Genomic DNA, 20,481 nt, shown 5'->3' on the forward strand with positions numbered 1-20,481 from the left:
CGTTGTCTGATTTTACGGTGCCGACAGCCAGGAGAAGTTGGCAAGGCAGATCGCGACGACGCGCGCAGAGCTCTCCAATGCCGGCTTCGTCTCGGCCAAGGAAGATCTGGCGATCGCCTCGTCGTTCTATGCGCAGCTGCCGGGTAACTGGCGCTTCCGCACGCGTATCGCCAACTTGAGTTCGCTCAACTTCCTCGGTTTGTCGCCGTTGCATAACTTTGCCCAGGGTAAGCAGCACAACAACCCTTGGGGCGACTGTGTCACCACCCTGCAGACCACCAACGGCCAGCCGTATTATTTCAATTTCCACGCGACCCACCCGGCCGAGAACTCCCTGGGTGAGAAGGCGATCGGCAATACGATGGTGATCGGCAAGTCCGGTACCGGCAAGACGGCGCTGATCAACTTCCTGTTGAGCCAGGTGCAGAAGTTCGATCCGATCCCGACGATCTTCTTCTTCGACAAGGATCGCGGCGCGGAGATCTTCGTACGTGCCTGTGGCGGGAACTACCTGGCGCTGGAGAATGGCTCCCCGACCGGCTTTAACCCGTTCCAGTGCGAGCGCAATGAGGCCAACACCCAATTCCTTGCCGAATTGATCAAGGTGCTCGGTGGCAAGCCCGAATACAGCGCACGCGAGGAGGAAGACATCTACCGCGCGGTGGAAGGCATGCTGGACACGCCGATGCATCTGCGCAGCATGAGCAACTTCCGCAAGAGCCTGCCGAACATGGGCGACGACGGGCTGTATGCGCGCCTGCGTCGCTGGACCGCCGGCAATTCGCTGGGCTGGGTGTTCGATAACCCGGTGGACACCATCGACCTGACGCGTGCGTCGATCATCGGCTTCGACTATACCGACGTGATCGACAACGCCGAAGTGCGCGTGCCGGTGATCAACTATCTGCTGCACCGCCTGGAGGCGCTGATCGACGGGCGTCCGCTGATCTACGTGATGGACGAATTCTGGAAGATCCTGGACGGCAAGGGTGGCCTGAAGGAGTTCGCCAAGAACAAGCAGAAGACCATCCGTAAACAGAACGGCCTGGGCATCTTCGCGACCCAGAGCCCGGAAGACGCCCTGGCCAGCGACATCGCCGCGGCGCTGATCGAGCAGACCGCCACGATGGTGCTGCTGCCCAACCCCAACGCCAGTCGTGACGACTACATCGAAGGCCTCAAGCTGACCGATGCCGAGTACCAGGTGGTCGTCTCGCTCGACGAGCGCTCGCGCTGCTTCCTGGTCAAGCAAGGCCATGCCTCTGCGGTGTGCCAGCTCAACCTGCGTGGTATGGACGACGCACTGGCGGTCATTTCGTCCTCGACCGACAACATCGAGATCATGCATCAGATTCTGTCGCGCAAAGCCGATAAGTTAGGCGTGAGTGTTGACCAACTAACTCCGGAGCAGTGGCTGGAGGACTTCTATGCCAACCGCAAGGGTTCGGGCAAGCGCAAGTCGGTCAAGGACAAGGAAGTTGAAGATGCGTAACTCCGATATCAATCAATATATTCACCCGGCAATATATCCATCTGTGTCACAGGAGGCGAAAAACACCATGACAACCAAGTTCAGACATTTTTCTCGGGTATTGACGGGACTAGTGCTGCTCTGCATGGCCGGAGCCGCCAGTGCGCAGTGGGAAGTGATCGACAACAAGCTCAATACAACGACCGAAAAGATGCTTGAGAATCAGAAGGTCGGCAAGGGTGAAGGCGAAGAGTCGAGTGGCAAGGAGGTCGAAAAGCCGAAGGAGGCGCTAAAGAAGGTGGCTGACGACTTTGGTGTTTCGGGGTGTGCGTCCTCCACGTCTGGCACGCCGGTGTCCAGCGTGCAGAAGCAGGTCTGTGAGTTGACCCAGCGCACGCGCAATGCGCAATACAACTACATGGTGGCGATGAATGAGATCACCACCGAGCGACTGAAGCGTCTGCGTAAACTGGAGAAGGATCGAGCTGGGATCAAGGACGGGCAAATTGGCTTGCTGGACAGCAACACCAATAAGCTGCTGGCGTTGAAGGCGATGATGGATATCGACCGTCAGCAGATGGAGTCGGCGATGTTTGCCTACGACAGGCGTCTGGCCTATTTAACCGACAAGCAGACTGGTGCGGCGTTGGCAGCGATGAGTGGCACCAAGCCACCGGATCCGGAGGGCGAATCCTCCTGGTGGTCTCAAATCACTGGCGATTTGTGGAGTCTTGGCAAGACGGCCATCGCTGGCGCGGCGATGAAGGGTGCATTCGAGACCATCAAGAGCAAAGAGCCTGACGGCTACCGGCAATTGGCAATCGACAAGGATTGATGCGCACTCACTGTGGTGGAGCGTGTAGGCAATGGACTCAACTTCGGGCAGTAGCTGCCCACGGCGTAGCCGTCTCAGTGGATGTGGTGACATATGAAACTCAGTGATTTCTTGACGAACATCGCCAACTACGAATTTTTTCGTCTGATCAATAAGTACCTACGCGACGAGATCGCGATTTTCCAGTGGGAATTGTTGACGCGGACGACGGCCTGGGTAGGCATGGTGGCGTTGACGGTGCTGACGCTATGGATCTTGATCCAGGGCTACCGCCTAGCGACGGGCCAATCTCGTGAAGCCGCGATGGGCCTAGTGGTCACAGCGCTGCGCGCTGCGCTGATCATCGGGTTGGCGACGAGCATGGCCAAGGGCTCGCCGCAACTTTACTGGAGCTTGACCGACGGGATCAGCGCAGCGATCACCAAGACGGTGACCGGCGACTCGGACAGCCCGTACGAGGCGATCGACAAGAACCTGATGTTGATGCAGATGGCGCTGGCTGGGTTGGATCAGATCAAGACAGGCGGCGATAAAGAAAGCGAAGACGCCAAGAACCGGGCGCGCTGGTTCACTGGTATCGGCATGGCCGGCCCCGGCGTGGTGGCAGGCTCGATGCTGTTGTTGAACAAACTGGCGATGGCGCTGGTGGTGGGCTTTGGACCACTCTTCATCCTGTGCCTGCTGTTCCAGGCGACCAAGTCGCTGTTCAGCAAATGGCTGCTATACGGACTAGGCACGATGTTTTCACTTTCGGTGCTGACGTTTACGGTGAGCTTGGCAACAAAGGTTGTGGGTGCGGTGGGTGTGGCGTTTCTTGCCAAGTGGGCGGTCAGCGGCGGCAATGGTGAAGGCATCAGCAGCATGGCGTTGCAGCAGGGAGGAGTAGGCTTGGTCTTGACGACGTTAATTCTAACCGCGCCACCGATGGCGGCAGCGTTCTTCCAGGGCACGTTAGGTCAGTTCGCACCTTATTCGGCGATTGGCTCACTGGGCTCGTCGGATGCGGCGTCTAACGCCAATCGACAGGGGCCGAATGCGCAGATGAGTGCGCCGGCTAAAAATATCGAAAATCAGCGCACTCAAGATCACACCGGAGCGCCAACTGTGATGCGCAATGAACCTACTGCCGGTCAAGAGTCGAATGCGGGTAGCCGTGGTCTTGCTCAAAAATGAAAAACAAGGCGGTCGTGATGCAGTTTCCTCAACTGATTATTTGTATCTCTTGGTTTTTTATCCTCTGTCCTTCTCTGAATGCCCAAACTAGATGTCCTATTGGTACTCAGATGGGAAGCATGCAATGCATTCCCGATACGCCCGATATGCAAGGCCAACAAGCACCTCCCTCTAATCCAACAGGCGAGTGGATTAAGACGTGGGGCGCGATTGCTCGTTCCAGTTCCACTGGCGAGGCTGGGAGCGCCGTGGGTAAATTTTCTGAAAGTGAAGCTCAGCAAGCAGCAACTGAACAATGTGCTTTGGGTGGCGCTAAAGATTGTGAGGTCCGATTAAGCTATCAAAATCAATGTGCTGCCTTGGTCTCTTCAATTTCTAAAAGTTTCTATCAGTCGTCTGCTTCAAAAAAGGCTGCTATAAAATCTGCATCCAAAAGCTGTGAAGCAAGTGATTCTGGATCATGTACAGTTATCTATTCTGAGTGCTCTGAACCATTTTTTAGAAAATACTAGTAATAATAGAGCCGTTCGGGATGACGCAAAGTGATGGCTCGCTCTTGGGTTAAACCTATCTTGATTTTGCTTATTTATCCTGCTTCTGGTGCTTTCGCACAAGCACGCTGCTCGATCGGTACCCAGATGGGGAGTAGTCAGTTCATCTCCGACACGCCGGAGATGAAGCCTCAAAATGCTCCATCCCAAATCACTGGGGAATGGATTAGGACGTGGGGCGCAATTGCTAGCTCTGATAACGGTGATATTGGAAGTAGTACAGGGAAGTTTTCTGAGGAGGATGCTAAGGTAGAGGCGATTAAAATTTGCACGAATTTTGGCAACTCTGATTGTGAGGTTAACTTTACCTACAAAAATCAATGTGTCGCTGTGGTGCAAGCTGCTAAAGGGCGAACTGGCCAGGTGTTAGTGCAGAATTTCATTTCCAAAATGTATTGATTCAGCATTCAAATAGTATTGAAATAATAATAAGCGAGAACCAGTGTGATAATTCTTCGCGAAAGCTGTCCGCAGTTTTGATGTTCAGTGGTTTTCTGTTGCTGGCGGCGTGCAAGCAGGAGGCTACTCCAGAAAAAGTAGCTGACACTTCATCGAGTACACGGCAAAATTTGCAGGAAAGTTAAAATGAGCCCGTTTCGCAGACCAAGAATTCAGGAGAAAAAGAGCGAATGACATCGATTTATCAGGTCGTTTCGTTACTTGTTGCCCAAAATGGTACGCCTTGGTCGAGTTTCGATGCGGTTCCCAGTGTGCAATGGAGGGATATCTCCCCGAAAGATAATTCCGACGGCACCGACCCAGAGAATGCGCAGTGTCGCAGCGGGACCTTGCTGCTCGATGGATTCGGCGCGGTAGATGTGCCGGATGGAGGCCAGGGTGCAGATGGGGGGCGAAGCAAGCCATGAAGGCGAGTCAGGCATCACGCTCAATGGCGATGCGCGTACTGTGCATTCTATTGTAGTGAAGAAGTTCTACGCCAGTCCAGAGTATGTCGAGGTCTTGAGGCGCCAGTTGCCGACGGCTACAGCGGTGCGATTGATTGCAGACAACTGTGCGGGAGACGAGGACGGTGGGCCAGATCCATTGCATACCAAGTTCTATGCGATCGGTCTTGATGCAGGTGAGGCATTTGTAGAGGCCTATCTGGACGATGGTGAAGAAACGCGTGGGCCAGGCTCCACAACATTCGTTTTTACGAAAACGAAGCCACAAAAAAAGAATTTAAGCGCTGCAGTGTAAAGAGTCGTGAAGGAGCCACCCCCAGGCATCAGTAGAAGGCTGGTGTTTTTCCTAATCGTCATATCCAGTGGACATGCATCATGGCTGATAGACGAGAAAAAGCGGCGGCCACCGCCCAAGGCTACGATCAAGGCAACATCGCGGGTGTCGATGACGCGATGACGCATCGTCTGATTGCATCGACCGTCATGACCAAAAGCAATGGCGGCGATTTGCGGATTACTAATAAACAGGGTTGCGTCGGTCGTTATCAAGCGGGGGCAGGCTGGTTAGCCGATGCGGGATATGTAGATCGTGCCAAGCTCAACGATGCGATGACTGATGCCGGTTTCGATCCACAAAAGGTACGTGGTGCGGAATGGAAGTAGGCGAGTAGCGGTGGTATGACGCGTTTTCTTGAGGACTCCTCTAACTGGAAGAACGGGCTGAGCCTTGAGCAATACAAGTCATCGGCCGCATTGTAGGATGGTGCGTTCAAGATCAACAGCCACAAGGCGTATAGCCAAGCGATCCGCAATGGCGTGTTGGACGAAGTTGATGATCCAGCCAAGGTGGCAGGCTTTCTGAGAGCCCGCCATATCTCAGGCTACGGTGGTGCGCGCGAAGCTGTCACTGGCGGGCGGGTCATCAGCGACAGCAACGGCACCAGCAACTACGACTACATGCACGACATCACACGTAATCGTGATGGAATGGATCAATACATGCAGCCGGGCCGTTCGCATGCTATGCATACGAATACCTCTGCTGTGCCTCAGCAGCCGAAGCGCGATGCATCGCATGACGGGAAACTAGAACAAGGCGAGCGCGGCGCGCAGGTGAAGCACCTTCAAGGCCAGCTTGCTCAGCTTGGCGCTGTTGGCCGCGATGGCAAGCCGCTGCACGCGGATGGCGATTTCGGCGGCAACACAAAATATGCGGTCGAGCAATTCCAGCGCGAGCACGGGTTGCAGATAGACGGCGTCGCAGGTCAGCAGACTCAGGCCGCTTTGGCCAAGGCGTTGACCCAGGCGGCACTCAAGCAACCTGAGCACACGACCGCTCCTGCTGCGCCGGCACGGGCAGCATCCAGCCCCTTGTTGTCTGACCCTCGCCATCCCGACAACGCGATGTACAACGGTGCAGTGAGCAAGCTGGAAGCCTTATGTGAACGTAGTGGCTTTGCCAACCGTAAAGAACTTGAGCAGGCAGCCGGCCAAATCGTGTTCGAGTCAAAGGTCAGCGGTCTCCAACGCATCGACCATGTGGTGCCCAACAAGAGCGGCGACGGCTTCTTCGCAGTACAGGGCGAAATGACCGACCCGGCAATGCAGCGGGTTTTTGTGGCCCGCAACCAAGCGCAGAATCAGCCGTTGGAAAACAGCAGCAGGCAAGCGGCCGAGGAAAGCCGGCATCAGGCCACTCAGGTGCAGGCCCAGGAAACTGCTTCCCGCTCGATGTCCATGTAAGTCGGGCGTGTTGGTCGTTGCGCTTCAGCGATCTGGTACATCGCCAAGGAGGTCAGGAATGTTCGCCTTGGCTTTACTCGCAACGACCTGCGCGATGAGATAGCGATCTTCCAGTGGGAGTTGTTAAAGCGCACGACATTCTAAGTAGGTATGGTGTCATTGACGGTGCCGACGCTTTGGATTTTTATCCAGGGGTATCGCATCGTGACCGGCCAGTCCCGCGAGGCGGCCATGGGCTTGGTGGTGACGGCGTTGCGCGCCTCGCTGATCATCGGTCTGGCGACGAGCATGGCCGAAGGTTCGTCGAAACTGTACTGGACGCTGACTGACGGTGTTAGCCAGTCCATTACCCAAGTGGTGACCGGGGATTCGAAAAGTCCCTACGATGCGATCGACAAGAATTTGGGTTTGATGCAAATTGCGATGATGAGCATCAATCAGATCCAGACAGCAGGCAACCAACAGCGCGACGACGAGAAGACCCGGGCGCGCTGGTTCACTGGGGTAGGGATGGCAGGCCCCGGCGTGGTGGGGGGCTCACTGCTTCTGTTGAACAAGATTGGTATGGCGCTGTTTGTGGGCTTCGGTCCCTTGTTCATCATGTGCCTGCTGTTTCAGGCGACGAAGTCGTTGTTCAGCAAGTGGCTGCTATATGGGTTAGGTATGGTGTTTTCGTTGTCGGTGTTGAGCTTCACGGTGAGCCTGGCAACGAAGGTGATCGGCGCAGTGGCTGTTGCATTCCTTGCCAAGTACGCATTCCCAGGGAACAGTGGCGAGGGCATCAGCAGCATGGCATTGCAACAAGGAGGGCTAGGTTTGGTCATGACAACCTTGATCGTCACCGCACCGCCGATGGCCGCCGCCTTCTTCCAGGGCACGCTGGGCCAGTTCACGGCGTACTCGGCATTAGGTCAGCTGGATCGAGCTAACCAAGAGTCGGGTGCTGGGCTGCCTTATGCGCCCTCGGCGCCCGCTAATGATGGTGCGCGTACTGCAGACAGTCAGAAAAGCATCACTCAAGTTAATACACGAGTTAGCGGTAGTGAGACTCCCAATGCCGCGGTGAGTACAGGTGCTCGTGGCGCAGCTTCTAATAATCAAATTGGTTAAACTACACTAAGGTAATGCTTATGAAATTTCTATCAATGATAATTATCATATTGGGTTTTTCTGGATTTGCAAATGCCCAAACTGCTTGTCCTTCCGGCGTTGCGTCAGGTAGTCCGCAATGCGGTCCTGATTCTGGAACTTCAAGGGGTAATACGCCGCCCGCTCCACCCCGTCCCACAGGTGAATGGATCAAAACTTGGGGGGCTATCGTAAATGCTGAAGATAGTTCTGAAGCTTGGGCTTCTATAGGTAAATTTTCAAAAGGCGACGCGGAGGCTGATGCGATTGATCAATGTCAAGTAGCAGGGCATCGTGGATGCGCGGTTACCTTTACTTACCGAAATCAATGTGTTGCACTTGCTTCTCCAAGCTCTGCGCAGGGCCGGGCAGGTGTTGCTGGTGCGCCAAGTATAGCGCTTGCCGAAAGCGATGCTATGGATATGTGCAGGAAAAAGGGTGGGCTAGATTGCTCTGTTATTTATAAGGATTGCACTAAACCAGTATTCCGTAATTTCTAGTTTTCGACTAGCGATTTCCATGCTGACTTTACTTTTCGGATGTAAGTTTGATCGTGGCTTGATTGAAATGTCAAATATTATTTATGATTTATTTAGATTAAATACCATTAAGGAAGTTATGACATATAGCGAGTAGATATATGCTGCGGGCATTTGAGTTTTGTCGACATTTATGACATTTTCATTATGATTAGCGGGTCGCTTCTGTAGTGGCGGAAATATAATAATTTTATTATTTTCTACTTCAGGCGTTATGCTGCAAGAACAAGAAGAAATAAGTGGTGTCGACTCCCCACAATTCAGTGCCAGCTAAAATTAGAGGTCTGTGGTTGATGTTGATCACGGAACTCGGCGGGCATCAGCCCATCCGAGCTATCTTGCCGTGTTCGTTTATTGTGGTTGGTGACCATTGCTTGGTTGCTCGTGCATATCGTTCAGTGTGCAGAATATGTCTATATTCAGGCACGCAGACGGTGCTCCCCTGCTGCATACGCCGCTTCATTAATCGCGTGACCTGAGAAAAAGCAGCTGAGTCGTTACACATGCGGCTGTCCATGAATACGTATGCACGGGCACGCTCTGGGTCTGTTACGCCGCTACGCTAACGCTCTTGGCTGGGTGCTCATCTCTGTGCCCACATTGGCCCGGGAGGGGCGTACATGTCGCAGACACCATGGTGGCGCGGGGCCGTCATCTATCAAATTTATCCACGGAGTTTTCTGGATTCCAATGGCGATGGGGTGGGCGATCTGCCCGGCATCATCGCCAAGCTCGACTACATTGCCGGGTTGGGTGTGGATGCGATCTGGATCTCGCCGTTCTTCAAGTCGCCAATGGCCGATTTCGGCTACGACATCGCGGACTACCGCGCGGTGGATCCGCTGTTCGGGACGTTGGACGACTTCGATCGTCTGCTCGACAAGGCGCATGGCCTTGGCTTGAAGGTGATGATCGACCAGGTGTTGAGCCACACCTCGATCGCGCATGCATGGTTCCAGGAGAGCCGGCAGGACCGGACCAACGCAAAGGCGGATTGGTACGTGTGGGCCGATCCGCGTGAGGACGGGGCGCCGCCCAATAACTGGTTGTCGCTGTTCGGAGGGGGGGCATGGCAGTGGGAGCCGCGGCGCGAGCAGTATTACCTGCACAACTTCCTGGTGGACCAGCCGGATCTGAATTTTCATAATGCCGAGGTGCAGCAGGCGACGCTGGATAACGTACGCTTCTGGCTGGATCGCGGGGTGGATGGGTTCCGTCTGGATGCGATCAACTTCTGCTTCCACGATGCGCAGCTGCGCGACAATCCGGCCAAGCGGGCCGACAAGCGGGTGGGGCGCGGGTTCAGTGCCGACAATCCGTACGCGTATCAGTACCACTACTTCAACAATACGCAGCCGGAAAATCTGTCGTTTCTGGAGCGCTTGCGCGGGCTGCTGGATCTTTACCCGAATGCCGTGAGTCTTGGCGAGATCTCGTCGGAAGACTCATTGGCGACCATTGCCGAGTACACCGCTCATGGCCGCCTGCATATGGGCTACAGCTTCGAGCTGCTGGTGCAGGACTACAGCGCGGCTTATATCCGCGAGACGGTGAGCCGGCTCGAAGCCACGATGCTGGAAGGTTGGCCATGCTGGGCCATTTCCAACCACGATGTGGTGCGTGCGGTGACGCGCTGGGGCGGGGCCGATGCGTCGCCGGCGTTCGCGCGGATGGTGGTGGCGATGCTCTGCTCGCTGCGCGGGTCGATCTGCCTGTACCAGGGCGAGGAGCTGGGCCTGGGCGAGGCGGAGGTGGCGTTCGAGGATCTGCGCGATCCGTATGGCATCACCTTCTGGCCGACCTTCAAGGGTCGCGATGGCTGCCGCACACCGATGCCATGGACGGATGCGCCGTCGGCAGGCTTCAGCAGCGGCAAGCCGTGGTTGCCACTGGCTGAGGAGCATCGTGCGGCTGCGGTGAGCGTGCAGCAGGAAAATCCGTTGTCCGTGCTCAGCGCGGTGCGCCAGTTCCTGGCTTGGCGCAAGGGCGAGCCTGCGTTGCGCGAGGGGGCGATCACGTTCTGCGACACTGACGAGCCTGTGCTGATGTTCCGGCGCGAGCATGGCGGCCGGGTGATGTTGCTGGCATTCAATCTGTCGGCCGACACAGCCGAGCTCGGACTGCCGGCTGGCGCGTGGAAGCAGGTCGATGTGCCCGGCGTGGAGCGCGGAGCTATCGAACATGGCCATCTGCGCCTGTCCGGGTATGCGGTGGTTTGTGCGATCGAGGGTGGTTGACGGTGTGTCGCGCCAGCTAACTGTCGGTGCGTGATTGTCTGGAACGCAGCGAGGCATTCCTTGGGGGAGTGCCTCGCTTTTTTTGTAGCTGACGGCTGCTTGGTTCGCCAAGCATTTACAGCGTTACGCCAGCTTTGCGGTTATTCCCCGTCGATGAAGTCCTTGCTCTCTGGATGAGGCACGGTGCCCTGTTCTCCATGCCAGTCGGGGTGTTTTGACCGGAAGGCCGCACATGGAGTGCGCTTGACTGTGAGGACGTCAGCGTTACCGGCGGCCTTGTAGCAGCGGCTTGGATTCGTGTTGATGCATGCAGGCGCTGATGGTGCCGCGATTGGAGACGTTCCGGTGCTACAAGCGAATGCTTTGCGCAGGGGAGTGCCGATGCGCAAGGGTTGCGTGATTGGCGCTTGATCCTGTGCGCTTTTGCAGAGGGCGATGCTAGCTCGGATTCTGAAAATTTTTGGATCAAAAGAAAACCCGCCGGTATCACGTCGGCGGGTTTTCTTTTGATCGACTTTGTCGCTTTGATCAGGAGAGTATTCGGTTCTTCTAGTTAGAAGCCGCATCTTGAGTGATCGTCCATGGAGCCGATAGAGCAGAGCTGGCTGCTTACTGATGCGCGTTGCGCTTGTGCCGTACCCTCACCCCAACCCCTCTCCCGGCGGGAGGGGGCTTTGGTGTCCCGGTGGAGAGGGCTGGCGCCAGGGCCGGCCAGCCTGGTGATGCGCCGGTTGTCACGTAGCAAACGTAACCACCGTTAGCGATGTGGCCACGGGTAACGATGTAGCCACAGATAACGATGTAGCCATCAGCGCATTGTTTGCAGTTCACAGCTCATCAGAACTTGTAGTTGACGCCCAGGACGAAGGTGCGGCCCCATTCGATGTATTCCAGCGGGCGGTCCTTGGTTTCGGCGTAGGTGCGGTAGGGCGAGTTGCTGAGATTGCTGGCCTGCAGCAGCAGGGTCAGGCCGGCAAGATCGCTGCTGTCGTTGAAGCTGTAGCTGATCTGCGCGTCGGTGATGTTTTCGCCGACCACGTAGCGCAGTGTGCGGTTGCCGTTGAAGTTGCCGATCTCGCCGATGAAGTCCGAGCGGCGGCGCTGGCTGACGCGCGCCTCGAAGCCTTTGTGCTCGTAGTAGGCAGTGAGGTTGTAGACGCGTTCGGACAGGCCGGGCAGGCTGATCTCGCCATCACCGACGCTGGAGGCGCTCTCCGGGTCGCGGATCTTGACGTCGCTGTCGTTAAAGGTGGCGCTGGCCTGGATGCCGAAACCTTCCAACGGAGCGAAGACCAGATCCAGCGGCAGCGAAGCGGTGAGTTCGACGCCGCGCAGGGTGCCGCCCTTGCCGTTGAACGGGGCGCTGAAGGTGCCGGTGGTCAGTACCGGCGCCGAGCCCGGCGGCGGCACATAGCCAGCCACCAGCGCGGAGAAGTCGTAGTTGTCGCGGCTCTGGGTGTAGATGTAGCTCTTCAGGTCCTTGTAGAAAAACGCGGCGGCCACGTAGGCGCGTTCGGCGAAATATTTTTCGTAGGAAAGGTCGATGGCGTTCGCGCGCCAGGGGTCGAGCATCGGGTTGCCGCCGCTGGCGCCTGGGCGGCCGGTGGAGGTGTCGACGCCAAATTCCAGCGAGGCGCGCAACTGATCCACGCGCGGGCGTGCGACCTGCTTTGCCATCGCAAAGCGCAGTGTCTGCTCGTACGGGAACTGGAAAGCCAGATTCAGGCTGGGCAGCCAGTCGCGATAGCTCTTGCCGTCGTCGATCGGGCGCACTTCACTGCCCACCGGCTGCGACGCGTCCCAGTAATTTGCGCGCGAGGATTGGTCGGCGCTCTGCAGCTGCACGCCGATATTGCCGCGCACGCCCACATCGCCCCACTCGGTATCGAGATTTGCGCGCAGCCAGGCGGTGGTGATCTTCTCTTCGACGGTCCAGGCCTTGGACACCAGGAACGAGGCATCGTCGCTGGGATTGAACAGCATGTAGCGCGAGACCACCGCCGGGACGTTCCAGGCGGGCAGGGTACCGATGCCGGCAAAGCCCAGGTTGACCGGCGCGTATTGCAGGTCCGATGCGATGGTGGATTCGCCCTGCGCGCCCAGGGTGATGTTGCCTTCCGGCTGGGTCTTCTGTTTTTCGCGATTGGCGTAGTTGACGCCCACATCCAGATCCGAAAACCAGCTAAACGCTTCGGGCATCGGGAAGCTGGCCTGCAGGCGTGCGCCCTTGAGCACGTCTTCCACGCGCGGCACCTTGTCGTAGCCGGAGCCGTAGATGGTGTTGGTCAGAAACAGCTGATCGGGATTGGAGTAATCCATTCCCGGCGCAAGCTGGGAGAAACCGTTGCCGACAATCGATACGCCGACGGTATCCAGCTGCGGCATCGGCGCACGCTGGAGATTGTTCTCCAGGTTCAGTTCGTCGCGCGTGGCCTTGGAGTAATTGAGATCTGCAACGATCTTGACCGCACCGGCGGTGAGCTCGTTGTTCCAGCCGAACGCATCGATGGTGTCTTCGCGCTTGTTGTACATGCCGCGCACCAGCGGATAGACGCCGCTGGCGTCGCCGCCGGTGAAGCTGTTGTTGCCGTTGACGCGCACGTTGCTGATGTTCAAGCCGGGCGTGTAGCCACCGTTGTAGTTGCTCAGGTTGAGCTCGAACTGGTTGGCGGTGTCGATCTGCTCGGCCTTGGTGTGGAAGGCGTCGAGCGTGCTGGTCCAGGCGTTGGACGGGCGGTATTGCAAGGTGGCCATCACGCCGTCGCGCTTCTGGTTGCCGGTGCGACGCAATGCCTTGATGCCGTCGGAAAAATACACGCCATCGGCCACACCGGGGCGCGGGCGCTGTGCGTTGACCGGCTGCCATGGTTCGTACAGGCCGACCTGGTTCTCCTGGATCGGCATGTCGGTGTGTGCGTAGCCGATGGTCAGGCCGATGGTGCGGTCGGCGAACTGGTCGATGTAGCTGACATTGAAGCGGTTGCCGTACGGATCGACGTTGGCGGCCTTGCCCAGCGAATTGCGCTGGTAACGGCCCCCGATGGCGATCACCCGCTCGTTGTAGCTGAGCGGGCGTGCGGTCTGCATGTCGACGGTGCCGGACAGGCCCTGGCCGACCAAGCCGGCGTCGGGCGTCTTGTAGACGGTGACGCCGCTGACCAGTTCGGACGGGTACTGGTCGAATTCCACGCTGCGGTTATCGCCGGTGCTGACCACCTCGCGGCCGTTGAGCAGGGTGGTGGAGAAGTCCGGCGAGAGCCCGCGCACGCTGATGACCTGGGCGCGACCGGCCACGCGTTGCGCCGCCAGACCGGGCAGGCGCGCAAGCGACTCGGCGATGCTGACGTCCGGCAGCCGGCCGATATCCTCGGCCGAAATGGCTTCCACGATCGAGGTCGAATCCCGCTTGACCGAGATGGCACCTTCGATTGCGCGGCGCAGGCCGGTGACCTGGACCTTGTCCAAGTCGGTCACCGCGCCGGCGGTTTGTTCGGTGTCGGTCGTTTGCGCAGGCGTCGCCGATTGCGCGGCAGCCAACGTCGGTGCCATGGCGACGGCCAGGGCGATACTCCGCGCAGAGCGCTTGTGCTTCAACATTTTCCCCTCCCAGGTACATGTTGTTCTTTGATTTTTCGATCCGGCAGACGCCTGGATGCATTGCATCGCGCGCCACGACGGACGTCACGACTGCGACGTATGGTAGACACGGCACCTGGGTGCGAACGGGCACTGCATACGTATTCAACCCGGCTGACTGCGCTGGAATCGATTCCATGCGGGCTTCGCCGCGGCGCGGTACGACCTGAGCCTGTCGTGAGGCAACGCCGATGCGCAATCCGCAGCGGCTGCCGTGCCGCTGCGTGATGCAATCGATCGCGTTGCAAGCTGCCTGGGCAAGCCGTCGCAAGCAGATCAGCGCCGGCCATCCACCGGCACGAAGCGAATCGCCTGCCCACCGCCCGGCGCAAGACGCAGTTCCAGCGTGTCGGCGCTGCTGACTTGGCGTTGTTCGCTGACAAAGGCGAATGGATTGCTGACATAGTCCGCACCGTCGCCGTCGCGATAGATCTGCGCGGTGTAACGCACGCCGGGCTCAAGGAATCCGAGCGGCACCTGCAGCAGGCGGCCGTGCTCGTCGGTGATGCTGCCCAGGAACCAGTCGCGGCTATGCCGGTCCTTGCGCGCGATGGTGACGTAGTCGCCGACTTCGCCGTTCAACGCACGGGTCTGATCCCAATCCACGGCCACGTCTTCGATGAAGCGGAAGGCGTCGCGGTGCTGCAGATAATGCTCGGGCAGATCGGCGGCCATCTGGATCGGGCTGTAAAGCGTCACGTACAGCGCCAGCTGGCGCGCAAGCGTGCTGGGAATCGCCTGGCCGTTGCGGCCTTTCAGGCTGACGATACCGGGCGTGTAATCCATCGGCCCGGCGAGCAGGCGGGTAAACACCAGATTGACTTCGTGCTCGGGCGGATTCGGTGGCTGGCCCCAGGCGTTGTATTCCATGCCACGCGCACCTTCGCGCGAGATCCAGTTGGGATAGGTGCGGCGCAGGCCGGTGTCCTTGATCGGCTCGTGCGCGTTGACTGCGAGGTGGCGCGCGGCGGCTTCCTGCACCACATGCAGATGATGGCGCGCCATCCATTGGCCGTCGTGCCATTCGCGCAGCGGTGTGCCGCCTGCCGGGTTGCGACGTTCCACCTGGCCGTCGTCGCAGACATAGCCGGTCTTGACCGAGTCCACGCCGAACCGGGCGTACAGGTCCATCGCCTCGGTGATCTGGTCTTCGTAATGATCCACTGCGCACCCCGTTTCATGATGGCCGATCAGATGCACGCCCTTGCCGGCGGCATATTTGCTCAATGCGGGCAGGTCGAAATCCGGCGTCGGTCTGGTGAAATCGAAACTGCCGCCGTTGCCGAACCATTCGCCGTCCCAGCCCGGATTCCAGCCTTCCACCAGTACGCCACGAAAGCCGTGTGCCGCGGCAAAATCGATAAGGCGCTTGGTGTTGGCAGTGGTGGCGCCGTGTGTCGGCCCGGTCGCCCAGGTCTGCTGGTTGAGATGCATGGACCACCACACCCCGACATACTTGGACGGCTTGACCCAGCTCACATCGCCCAAGGCATTGGGCGCGTTGAGGTTGAGGATCAGGTTGGATTCCACCAGCCCGGTGGCCTGGTCGGCGATCTGCAGCGTGCGCCACGGCGTATCGAAGGGCAGCTTGCGCCGCACCTTCCAGCCTTCGGCGGCGGGCGACAGCTGCGCGCGCAGGCGCTGGCCTTCGGTACGGCGCAGCCACATGCCGGCGTAGTCGACCAGCGCCGCTTCATGCAGCGCGACATGCAGCCCGCTCTCGGTACGCAAGGTGAGCGGCGTATGTGCCAGCGCGACCTGGTTCAATGGCGTGCGCTGATACAGGTATTCGTAGTGGATCGGCTCGCCTGCCGGAATCCACCATGCTTCTGAAGGTTGCGCGACGGCGAACTCGGTGACTTCCTCGTCGATGATGGCTTCGCGCAATCCCGCTTGTTGGGGGAAGTGATAGCGCAGGCCGATGCCATCGTCGTACACGCGCAAGATCACATCGAAGCGGCGTTGCGCGCCGCTGCGTTCGCCCAGGCTGACGCTTAGTTCGTTGTAGTGGTTGCGCACCAGGCGCGTCTCGCCCCAGGGTTGTTCCCAGGTATCGTCATGGGCTTGGCGTGCTTGCGAGAGGACGACCAGACCGCGGTCCAGCCGGCCGTCGCGCAGCTGGAAGCCCAGCCGCGAGCGTTCCAGCACCGGCTGGCCCAGGCGTTGCACGCGGTAGTAGGGCGTTCCGCCGTCCACTTCCAGCGTGACCTGCAGGACGTTGCCGGGCGAATCGGCACTGATGGCGATGCGCTCGGCCTGCGCGATGCCCGCAAGACTGCCAAGCAACAGGACAAGCAGTCGCGCACTGCATGCGACGCGCGCTATCGAACGCACGCGATGTGAAACCAGCGGCATATCCCCTCCCAAGGCGGCCGTTGCGTCAGCGGCGACTATGCAGCGCCGCGGCGTGGATAGGCCATGCTGCACTGCGGCCAGTGCCATGAATACGTATGCATTGATGCGGAACCCCGGAGCGCGCGTCTACCATGGCGTCACGGCACCTGGGAGGGTCCGCGCCCGTGGCACGCCAGTGCCGCGCACTACAACGCGTGCAACGAGGGAGGGAAGCCGACGGTGCAAGCCGTCTGGCCGCTTCGATGCTGAAGATGATCTGCATGGCTGCAACGCTCGGCGTTGCGGCAAGCTCGCCGGTACTGGCCGATGAGCTCGAGTTCCAGGGCCGCCGTGCGCAGGCGCAGGCGCTAGCAGACGGTGGTTTCGTGCTGCGCTGGCCGCAGGGCGAGCGCCGTATCGGGCCACAGCCGATGCGCACCCACACCGCCAGTGCGTTGTTCGACGCCCTGTTCGCGATGGCGCAGCAGGACATGGCCGACGACCGTGTCGAGGCGATCCGCGATCCGGCCTTCAACGACGGCAAGCCGGTGCCGTGCGCGTGTTTTGAGACCGGTGAGCGCTGGCCTTACGTGTGGACGCGCGATATCAGCTTCGCCGCCGATCTGGCATTGGCGCGGCTGGAGCCGGCGCGCACGCGCAATGCGCTGCGCTTCAAGCTGTCGGCGGCGCGCGATGGGCAGACGCCGGGGGTGTTCGTTGCGCAGGACACCGGCTCCGGTGGCAGCTGGCCGATCAGCAGCGACCGCGTGGTGTGGTTTCTTGCCGCGCGCGGCCTGCTGGATGACAAGGCGTTCGCTGAAGAAGTGTGGGAGGCGCTGCAGGCCACACTCGCGCAGGATCATGAGGCGGTCTTCGATGCGCGAATCGGCCTCTACCGCGGGGAAACCTCGTTTCTGGATTGGCGCGAGCAGACCTACCCGGAGTGGACACGCGAGGATGTGCGCTTCATCGCCGAGTCCTTCGCCTTGTCCACCAACGTATTGCACTACCAGGCCCTGCGCCTGGCCGAGCAGCTGGCACGCCAGCATGGCGATGCGCGCGCGTCCACGTACGCCCAGTGGGCCGATGCGTTGCGTCAGGCCATTGCCACGCGCTTCTGGGATGCGCGCAGCAATCGGTATGTGAGCTACATGGGCAATGCGGCGCATCCGGTGCGCTATGCCAAGGTCGATCTGCTCGGCGTATCGCTTGGCGTGCTGGCCGAGGTGTTTCCGAAGGACCGTGCGCGTGCCGCGCTGCGCACCTATCCGGTGGTTGCCGGCGGCAGCCCGGTGGTGTGGCCGCAAGATGCCGAACAGCCGATTTATCACAATCGTGCCGTCTGGCCTTTCGTTAGTGCGTATGCGCTACGTGCCGCACGCCAGCTGGACGACGCGCCGCGCATTGCGCTGGAGCTGCAGTCGTTGATGCGCGGCAGCGCGCTGGCCGGCTCCAACATGGAAAACTACGAGATGCACAGCCTGGCGGTGCATGTGGAGGAGGGCGCCCGCAGTGGCCCGGTGGTGAACTCGCCACGGCAATTGTGGTCGGTTGCCGGCTATCTCTCCGCAGTGCTGGAGGGCGTGTTCGGCATTGGCGCCGATGGCAGCGTAGCGCCGAAGCTGCCGCGTACGTTGGTGCCGTTGTTGTTCGGCGACCGCCAGCAGATCGTGCTTGAACAGGGCAAACGACGGTACGTGCTGCAGCGGCCGACGGCGAGTGCAGGTGAGTTGCTGGTGGCGGGGAAGGTCGAGCAACAAGGCCAGACCACGTTGGTACATCTGGTCGGCCGCAAGGCCGACATCACGCCCCCGCCGCAGCCAGACCTAGTGTTCGCGCCCAGCACGCCCGAGGCGCCCGTCGCGCAACGGCATGGCGATGGCTATCGCGTCGTGATTCCGGCCGGGGCGACGCTGTACATGGATGGGCATGCGTTGGACGCCACGCGGCACTGGGACCTGCGCGATGACGGTCTGCTGCATGTGCTCAGCCTGACCCGTCGTGTCGATGGCCTGGAGTCGCTGCACAGTCCGGCGCTCACGCTGGGCCCGTTGCAGGAAGTGCCGGGTAGCGAGGCCTGGGCCTGGACCCCCACGCGCGCGGGCCAGCACCGCGTATCGCTGCGTTATCGCAACGCAAACGGCCCGATCAATACCGGCGTCACTGCGGCGGTCAAACGCCTGCTGCTGGAATGCCCGGGGCAGGCCACGCAGTCGCAGGTCGTGGTGATGCCGCATAGCGCGGGCGAGCAGCTGTCCACGCAGGTCAGCTTCACTGCGGTGGCCGGGCAGCAGTGCCGGTTCCGGCTGGAAAACGGCTTCAACATGAGCGCGCTCGCGCATTTTGCGCAGTACAACGGCGGCCGCGGCGGTCGCGATGGCGTGGTCAACACCGCGCAGGTGAGCGCGCTGCTGGTCGGGCCTGCGGCGCGCACGGAGGCTGCGCAATGACCGCCAAGCCACGCCTGAGTTTCTGGCAGATCTGGAACATGTGTTTCGGCTTTCTCGGGATCCAGTTCGGCTTCGCGCTGCAGAACGCCAACGCCAGCCGCATCTTCCAGACCCTGGGTGCGCAGGTCGACGATGTGCCCGGCTTGTGGATCGCCGCGCCGCTCACCGGTCTGATCGTGCAGCCCATCATCGGCTACCTGTCCGACCGCACCTGGACCCGATGGGGGCGCCGGCGTCCGTATTTCATGCTTGGCGCGGTATTCACCACACTGGCCTTGCTGGTGATGCCCAACGCGCCGATGCTGTGGATCGCCGCCGGCACGTTGTGGGTGCTGGATGCATCGATCAACATCTCGATGGAGCCATTCCGCGCCCTGGTCGGCGATCAACTGCCACCGGCGCAGCGGCCTGCCGGCTATGCGATGCAGAGCTTTTTCATCGGGGTCGGCGCGATTGTGGCGAGTTTTCTGCCGTGGTTGCTCACGCATTGGGGTGTGGCCAATACCGCGCCGCCAGGGCAGTTGCCCGACAGCGTGCGCTACGCCTTCTACCTCGGTGCCGCGGTGCTGTTGCTGTCGATCAGCTGGACGGTGTTGCGTACGCGCGAATACAGCCCGCAGCAGCTGGCCAGTTTCGACGATGCGCATCCGCCTGTAGCGGCTGCAGCAATCGCCGGCACCTTGCCACCGCAGCGTGCGAGCGTGCTCTGGTGCGGCATCGGTGTGCTGCTCGCCGCTGCGATCGCCTGGCAGCACGGCGACCGCATGCTCTACGTGCTGGCCGGCTTGTGCATCGCCTACGGTGCGCTGCTTGCGTTGGCGCGCGTGCTGCCATCGACCAGCATGCTGGTGGCGATCGTGCAGGACGTGCGCAGCATGCCGCTGACGATGCGGCGTCTGGCCTGGGTCCAGTTCTTCTCCTGGTTTGCGCTGTTTGCGATGTGGATCTACACCACCGCCGCGGTCACCCAGGTTCACTTCGGCGCCAAGGACACCACATCGGCGGCCTACAACGAGGGCGCGAACTGGGTGGGCGTGTTGTTCGGTGCCTACAACGGCTTTGCGGCGTTGGCGGCATTGGTCATTCCACCGCTGGTGCGTGCGATCGGCCTGCGCTGGAGCCATCTGTGCAATTTGTGGCTGGGTGCGGCCGGGCTGTTGTCGATGCTGGCGATCCGCGACCCGCAGTGGCTGCTGCTGTCGATGCTGGGTGTCGGCTTTGCCTGGGCTTCGATCCTGTCGCTGCCTTACGCCTTGCTGTCCGACAGCGTGCCTGCCGCCAAGATGGGCGTGTACATGGGCATCTTCAATTTCTTCATCGTGATTCCGCAGCTGGTCGCGGCCAGCGCACTGGGCTTCGTGCTGCACGTCTGGCTGGGCGGTCAACCGATCTACGCGCTGGCCATCGGCGGCGCCAGTTTGCTCCTTGCCGGTGTGTGCGTGGTGCGGGTTCCAGTGGCTTCGGGAGGGCGGTGATGCG

The 20,481-nt window shown here is 59.9% G+C and carries 11 protein-coding genes and 3 pseudogenes; 12 read left to right on the top strand and 2 right to left on the bottom strand.

The window, feature by feature from the left end:
- Nucleotides 1–19: 19 nt before the first annotated feature.
- The 10 genes and pseudogenes from FHT09_RS05695 to FHT09_RS05745 all read left to right on the top strand — a co-directional run.
- Nucleotides 20–1,492, top strand: a pseudogene (locus FHT09_RS05695) (VirB4 family type IV secretion/conjugal transfer ATPase); the annotation flags it as partial.
- Nucleotides 1,485–2,306, top strand: a complete 822-nt coding sequence (locus tag FHT09_RS05700) for a hypothetical protein (protein WP_181141489.1) — start codon at nt 1,485–1,487, stop codon at nt 2,304–2,306. The pseudogene FHT09_RS05695 and the gene FHT09_RS05700, both read left to right, overlap by 8 nt.
- Before the next feature lie 93 nt (nt 2,307–2,399).
- Nucleotides 2,400–3,479, top strand: a complete 1,080-nt coding sequence (locus tag FHT09_RS05705; RefSeq protein WP_166774545.1) for a type IV secretion system protein — start codon at nt 2,400–2,402, stop codon at nt 3,477–3,479.
- The gene (locus FHT09_RS05710; RefSeq protein ID WP_243848947.1) at nt 3,476–3,991 is read left to right on the top strand and encodes a DUF4189 domain-containing protein; all 516 of its coding nucleotides are present in this window, start codon (nt 3,476–3,478) and stop codon (nt 3,989–3,991) included. The genes FHT09_RS05705 and FHT09_RS05710 overlap by 4 nt, the downstream gene beginning before the upstream one ends.
- Nucleotides 3,992–4,024: 33 nt before the next feature.
- Complete coding sequence (locus FHT09_RS05715) at nt 4,025–4,429, top strand: DUF4189 domain-containing protein (protein WP_104606505.1); 405 nt, start codon at nt 4,025–4,027, stop codon at nt 4,427–4,429.
- A gap of 438 nt (nt 4,430–4,867) precedes the next feature.
- Complete coding sequence (locus FHT09_RS05720; RefSeq protein WP_258077236.1) at nt 4,868–5,230, top strand: hypothetical protein; 363 nt, start codon at nt 4,868–4,870, stop codon at nt 5,228–5,230.
- Between the two features lie 158 nt (nt 5,231–5,388).
- A pseudogene (locus tag FHT09_RS05730) lies at nt 5,389–6,678 on the top strand (peptidoglycan-binding domain-containing protein).
- A 39-nt stretch (nt 6,679–6,717) separates the two neighbouring features.
- A pseudogene (locus FHT09_RS05735) lies at nt 6,718–7,788 on the top strand (type IV secretion system protein).
- Nucleotides 7,789–7,808: 20 nt separating this feature from the next.
- Complete coding sequence (locus tag FHT09_RS05740; protein ID WP_104606517.1) at nt 7,809–8,306, top strand: DUF4189 domain-containing protein; 498 nt, start codon at nt 7,809–7,811, stop codon at nt 8,304–8,306.
- Nucleotides 8,307–8,965: 659 nt separating this feature from the next.
- Nucleotides 8,966–10,582, top strand: a complete 1,617-nt coding sequence (locus FHT09_RS05745) for an alpha-glucosidase (protein WP_104606503.1) — start codon at nt 8,966–8,968, stop codon at nt 10,580–10,582.
- 837 nt (nt 10,583–11,419) lie between these two features.
- On the opposite strand, the gene FHT09_RS05750 is transcribed toward FHT09_RS05745, so the two are convergent.
- Nucleotides 11,420–14,179 carry a TonB-dependent receptor gene (locus FHT09_RS05750; protein ID WP_181141351.1) on the bottom strand — a complete coding sequence of 920 codons (2,760 nt, stop codon included), beginning with the start codon at nt 14,177–14,179 and terminating at the stop codon, nt 11,420–11,422.
- Nucleotides 14,180–14,494: 315 nt separating this feature from the next.
- Nucleotides 14,495–16,573, bottom strand: a complete 2,079-nt coding sequence (locus tag FHT09_RS05755) for a glycoside hydrolase family 97 protein (protein WP_104606501.1) — start codon at nt 16,571–16,573, stop codon at nt 14,495–14,497.
- 242 nt (nt 16,574–16,815) lie between these two features.
- On the opposite strand from FHT09_RS05755, the gene FHT09_RS05760 reads away from it, so the two are divergent.
- Complete coding sequence (locus FHT09_RS05760; RefSeq protein WP_104606500.1) at nt 16,816–19,002, top strand: Six-hairpin glycosidase-like protein; 2,187 nt, start codon at nt 16,816–16,818, stop codon at nt 19,000–19,002.
- A complete protein-coding gene (locus FHT09_RS05765) occupies nt 18,999–20,477 on the top strand; it encodes an MFS transporter (RefSeq protein WP_104606499.1) in 1,479 nt (492 codons plus the stop codon). The genes FHT09_RS05760 and FHT09_RS05765 overlap by 4 nt, the downstream gene beginning before the upstream one ends.
- Nucleotides 20,478–20,481 lie beyond the last annotated feature (4 nt).

It is taken from the genome of Xanthomonas sp. CFBP 8152, from assembly GCF_014199025.1.
Lineage (GTDB): Bacteria > Pseudomonadota > Gammaproteobacteria > Xanthomonadales > Xanthomonadaceae > Xanthomonas > Xanthomonas arboricola_B.